The organism is Streptomyces thermovulgaris (assembly GCF_002155915.1).
GTDB classification, from domain to species: Bacteria; Actinomycetota; Actinomycetes; order Streptomycetales; family Streptomycetaceae; genus Streptomyces; species Streptomyces thermovulgaris.
Genome location: NZ_MUME01000503.1, coordinates 1 through 5,146, shown reverse-complemented (window position 1 = coordinate 5,146; position 5,146 = coordinate 1). Strand labels below are relative to the sequence as shown.

The 5,146-nt window shown below is 74.6% G+C and carries 4 protein-coding genes; 2 read left to right on the top strand and 2 right to left on the bottom strand.

Annotated features, from left to right (window positions below; translation table 11 throughout):
* Window positions 1–230 precede the first annotated feature (230 nt).
* Window positions 231–1,670 carry an NADP-dependent phosphogluconate dehydrogenase gene (gene gndA, locus CCN35_RS26850; protein ID WP_067388489.1) on the bottom strand — a complete coding sequence of 480 codons (1,440 nt, stop codon included), beginning with the start codon at window positions 1,668–1,670 and terminating at the stop codon, window positions 231–233.
* Between the two features lie 364 nt (window positions 1,671–2,034).
* Here gndA and CCN35_RS26845 point away from each other — a divergent pair, with 364 nt between their 5' ends.
* The gene (locus tag CCN35_RS26845; RefSeq protein ID WP_067388491.1) at window positions 2,035–3,228 is read left to right on the top strand and encodes a transglycosylase family protein; all 1,194 of its coding nucleotides are present in this window, start codon (window positions 2,035–2,037) and stop codon (window positions 3,226–3,228) included.
* Here the strand turns inward: CCN35_RS26845 and CCN35_RS26840 are convergent.
* Complete coding sequence (locus tag CCN35_RS26840; protein WP_245863535.1) at window positions 3,218–4,246, bottom strand: DMT family transporter; 1,029 nt, start codon at window positions 4,244–4,246, stop codon at window positions 3,218–3,220. The two genes, CCN35_RS26845 and CCN35_RS26840, sit on opposite strands and share 11 nt — an antisense overlap.
* A gap of 271 nt (window positions 4,247–4,517) precedes the next feature.
* On the opposite strand from CCN35_RS26840, the gene CCN35_RS26835 reads away from it, so the two are divergent.
* Window positions 4,518–5,146, top strand: a 629-nt coding sequence (locus tag CCN35_RS26835; protein ID WP_107501108.1) for a hypothetical protein, incomplete at its 3' end; no start/stop codon positions are given.

Genomic DNA, 5,146 nt, shown 5'->3' with positions numbered 1-5,146 from the left:
GTGTATAAGAGACACGAACCCTCCCCATCCCCGGTCCCTCCGGGCCCGGAGCCGGTCCCGGATCCCGAGCCGGGGCCGCCCCTGACCTGACCCCGGCCCTCACCCCACAAGGGCGTACGCATCCCCCGTACACGCCGACGGTGGGCGGCACCGAGCCGCCCACCGTCTTCTTGTGTCCTCTCGTGCGAACCGGCCGTGCGCACCGGTCGTGCGGGCCGGCCGGTGCGGACCTACGCCGTGACCTCGGAGCGGTCACCGCCCCACAGCGTGTGGAAGGAGCCCTCCCGGTCCACCCGCCGGTAGGTGTGCGCCCCGAAGAAGTCCCGCTGCCCCTGCGTCAGCGCGGCCGGAAGGCGCTCGGCGCGCAGGGCGTCGTAGTAGGCCAGCGCGGCCGCGAAGCCGGGGGTGGGCACCCCCTGCCGCGTCGCCGCCACCAGCACCTCGCGCCAGTCGTCCTGGGCCGCCGCGATCTCCTGGGCGAAGGTCTCGTCGGACAGCAGGCTCGGCAGGTCCGGGCGGGCGTCGTAGGCGGCACGGATCCGGTCCAGGAAGGCCGCGCGGATGATGCAGCCGCCGCGCCAGATGGCGGAGACCGCGCCGAGGTCGATGTCCCAGCCGTACTCCGCGCTGCCGGCGGCGATCTCGTGGAAGCCCTGCGTGTACGACACGATCTTCGAGGCGTACAGCGCCTGCTCCACCCGGTCCGCGAAGGCCCCCGCCTCGGACTCCGGCAGCGGCGACGCCTTCGGGCCCGCCAGGCCCCGCGAGGCCTCCCGCAGAGCCGTGTGCCCGGACAGGGAGCGCGCGAAGACCGCCTCCGCGATGCCCGACACCGGCACCCCCAGGTCGAGGGCGATCTGCACCGTCCAGCGGCCCGTGCCCTTCTGCTCGGCCTGGTCCACCACCACGTCCACGAACGGCTTGCCGGTCGCCGCGTCCACGTGGGACAGGACCTCCGCCGTGATCTCGATCAGGTACGAGTCCAGACGGCCCCTGTTCCAGGTGCGGAAGATCTCCGCGATCTGCGCCGGGGAGTAGCCGGCGACGTCGCGCAGCAGCTGGTACGCCTCACCGATCAGCTGCATGTCGGCGTACTCGATGCCGTTGTGCACCATCTTCACGAAGTGACCCGCGCCGTCCGGGCCCACATGCGTGACGCACGGCGTGCCGTCCGCCGCCTTCGCGGAGATCTTCTCCAGCATCGGGCCGAGGGACTCGTACGACTCCTTCGAGCCGCCCGGCATGATGCTCGGCCCGTGCAGGGCGCCCTCCTCACCGCCGGAGATGCCCGTGCCCACGAAGTGAATGCCCTGCTCGCGCAGCTCCCGCTCCCGGCGCCGGGTGTCCGCGAAGTGCGCGTTGCCGCCGTCGATGATCATGTCGCCGGGCTCCAGCAGCGGCGCGAACTCCTGGATCACCGCATCGGTCGGCTCACCGGCCTTCACCATGATGACCAGGCGGCGCGGCCGTTCCAGTGCCGCCACGAACTCCTTGGCGGTCTCGGTCGCGATGAAGTCGCCCTCGTGCCCGAACTCCTCGACCAGGGCGTGCGTGCGGGACGCCGTCCGGTTGTGCAGCGCGACCGTGTAGCCGTTGCGTGCGAAGTTGCGGGCGAGGTTGCGGCCCATGACCGCGAGTCCGGTGACGCCGATCTGGGCTGTAGTGCTCATACCGCCTGCTCCTCAGAAATCGGGTGAAACATCAGGTGGAACGCCGGTGTCCCGCCGCCGGCGATGCCGATCGCGTCGCCGTCCGTGCCCGCCAGTATCGCCGCTCGTGTCCACACAGCCATCCTGACGTGCCGGTACGGCACCCGCACATCCGGACCCGGCATGCTTCATTACGCATGCGGATCTCCTGCGGCTCATTCCGTACGGCGGAAGTCCACGCCCCGGCGTGTCCGTGGCCGATCCGGCCAACCGGGGTCGGTTATCGGCCACTTGGGGTGGCGAAGCGACCGACGGCCGTCTTGTGGCGGCTTGTTCGCAGCGGTTACCTTCGCCGCTCCTGACGCTTGGCGAGAGGGCATCAGACATGGCCGCACGCGGCCGGCACCGCCGGTACCAGCCGAACAGGATCAATCGCGCCTCGCTCACCGTCACGGCGGGCAGCGCCGGAATGGCTCTTCCGCTCGTCGGCGCCTCGGCCGCCGACGCCGCCGACGTCTCCACCTGGAACCGGGTCGCCGCCTGTGAGTCCAGCGGCAACTGGAACATCAACACCGGCAACGGTTACTACGGCGGCCTGCAGTTCACCCAGTCCACCTGGGAGGAGTACGGCGGAACGCGGTACGCGCCCCGCGCGGACCTGGCCACCCGCGACCAGCAGATCGCCGTCGCGGAGAAGGTCCTCGAGGGGCAGGGACCCCGGGCCTGGCCGGTGTGCTCGGCACGAGCCGGGCTGACCCGTGGCGGCGGCACCCCCGACATCCGTCCCGACGCCCGCTCCGACAGCCGTGCCGACCGCGACGGCCGGCGCACCGGCCGCCCCGTCGACGTACGGCCGCAGACCGCGCCCCAGGCGCGCGCCGGTACCGCCAAGATGTACACGGTGGTCCCCGGCGACACTCTCTCCGGCATCGCCGAGAAACGCGATGTCCCCGGCGGCTGGCAGCAGTTGTACGCCGCCAACCGCACGACCATCGGCGACGACCCCGACCTCATCCTGCCGGGGCAGCGGCTCTCGCTGCGCGCCGCCTCCGCACCGGAGACGAAGCAGAAGGCGCAGCCGAAACAGAAGGCACGGCAGAAGGCCACGACCCGCCCCGCCGGGAAGACCGGGTCCACCGCCGGTACGAGGGCCACCCGGCAGCGCCCGGCCTCGCGGACCCTCGTCGCTCCCGTCAGCGCCCCCGTCGGCACGGCCTACCGCGCCACCGGCCCCCACTGGTCGAAGGGCTACCACACCGGAGTCGACTTCGCGGTCCCCACCGGCACCTCCGTGAGGGCGGTCGCCGCCGGACGGGTCGTCAGCGCCGGCTGGGGCGGCTCCTACGGCTACCAGGTGGTGATCCGCCACCACGACGGCCGCTACTCCCAGTACGGGCACCTGTCGGCGATCTCCGTACGGCCCGGGCAGACCGTCGCCGCCGGAAGCCGCATCGGCCGCTCGGGGGCCACGGGCAACGTCACCGGCCCGCACCTGCACTTCGAGGTGCGGACGGGCCCCGGCTTCGGCACGGACGTCGACCCGGTCGCCTACCTCCGGGCCGGGGGCGTCACGCTCTGACGCGCTCCGGCACGCAAGCGGCACCGGCCCGGGCGGGCGCCGGAACGCAGGGAGACACGCGGTCACGGGCCGCCGTACGACCGCCGGCGACGAGCGGCGGTTCGTCCCGCACGGTGGCCCGCTCCCGCTGCGGCGGCACCGCCCCGGTCCGCCCGGCCGGCGGCGGTCCCGCCACGGGCGCCGGCGCCGTGGACCCGATCCGCTCGGTCGTCAGCAGGATCAGCCCGCCCGCCGCCACCACGCCGCAGCCCAGCGCGAACGCGGTGCCCAGGGTGCCGTGGCGGAAGGTCTCCCCGCACATCGTGAGACCGACCGCGGCCGCCACCACCGGGTTCACCACCGTCAGCGTGGCCAGCGGCGCCGCCAGGCCCCCGTCCCGGTACGACGCCTGCGACAGCAGCATCCCGGCCGTGGCCAGGACCCCGATCGCGGCCAGGGACGGCAGCTCCGCCACCGCGACGCCGCCCCTCCAGCCGGCCGTGACCGTCTTGGTGAACACCGAGGAGATCCCGAAGGCCGTGCCGGAGCCGGTGGCGAACAGCACGCTGCGCACCACCGGATGCCGGTGCGCCGCCCGGCCCGCGACCGTCAGCGCCACGAGCGCACCACCGGTCACCAGGGCCAGCAGCCCGCGCTGCGCGGCGCTCAGCGACCGCGCGTCGGAGGTGCCCACCAGGGCCAGCAGACCCGCCAGCCCCGTCGTCGCCATGAGCGCGCCCCGCCAGGCGGCGGCCCCCGCCCGGCGGCCGGTGAACAACGCCGCCATGGGCAGCACGAACACCACGGTCAGGGTGCCCAGCGGCTGGACCGCACTGAGCGGGCCGTACGCCAGGGCCACCACGTGCAGCAGCCCGCCGAGGCCGTTCAGCGCCACCGCCGCCCACCACAGGGGCCGGCGCGGCGGCGCGCGGTGCTCGCCGGGACAGAAGGCCGCGACCCGCTCCTGCACGATCGCACCCCCGGCGTAGGCGACGGCGGACACGAGCGACAACAGCACGGACAGGGCGAGGGCGCTCATGAGCCGCTCCCGCACATGCTCCCGCGCGCGAGGCGGGAGCGGTGGAAGCGGGGGACCCGGCGCGACGAACGGACGACCTCCATGCCCCGACACCCTGCCGTGCCGGACGCCCGCCGTCGTCGTCCCCGAGCGGTCATCGGCCGTCCATCCGACGGAGTACGCGGCGGCCCGCACTCCTCCTCCGGACGGGCGGCGCAAGACGGATCCCCTCCCCAGGGCCTCCGGGGACCCGCCGGGGAGGTTCCCCGAGGGCCCTGCTACTACTGCTCTCGTGGACCTCGCCCCCGGCCTCGCCGCCCTGCGCCCCCTCGGGGGCTTCTTCGTCCTGCGCACGGGCGCCCCGCCCCACGGGCGGCTGCCCACCCTCGCCCAGGTGTACGCGCAGCCCGCCGCCGGTCCGCACGACAGCCGTCCTCTGGACGCACGGGTCCGCGCGGTCGCCCGCGGCATCCGCGCCCCCGAACCCCGGGTCGCCGCCTCGGTCGCCCACCAGGCGCTCGCCGCCCGGCTCTGGTCGGCCGCGCTCGGCTGCGCCGCGCTGTACGGCCGGATCCCCGACCTGGACCCGCGCCTGCTCCACTGGGACCCGGCCGCCCAGGCCCCCGAGGACCTGTGGCTCACCGAGGTGCGCGCCCGCCCGGCGGACGCGTCCACGGTCGCGGACGTCGTCCTGCACGGCCACCTCGAACCCCTGGCGGCGGCCCTGCGTGCCCGCCACCGTCTCGCACCGGGCCTGCTGCGGGGCAACGCTGCCTCCGCGCTGGCGAGCACCGGACGCCTGCTCGCGGCCTGGGCGCGCGACCACGGCCGTCCCGAGGCCGCCGGCCGGGCCCGCGAACTGACCGCGCGTCTCCTGACGCACCCTCTTCTCCACGGCGCCGGCACCCTCACCGGCACCGG

Excerpts from the sequence above, each read along its gene's own strand:
- gndA (WP_067388489.1), bottom strand. The coding sequence starts at position 1,670 with ATGAGCACTACAGCCCAGATCGGCGTCACCGGACTCGCGGTCATGGGC.
- CCN35_RS26845 (WP_067388491.1), top strand. The coding sequence starts at position 2,035 with ATGGCCGCACGCGGCCGGCACCGCCGGTACCAGCCGAACAGGATCAAT.
- CCN35_RS26840 (WP_245863535.1), bottom strand. The coding sequence starts at position 4,246 with ATGAGCGCCCTCGCCCTGTCCGTGCTGTTGTCGCTCGTGTCCGCCGTC.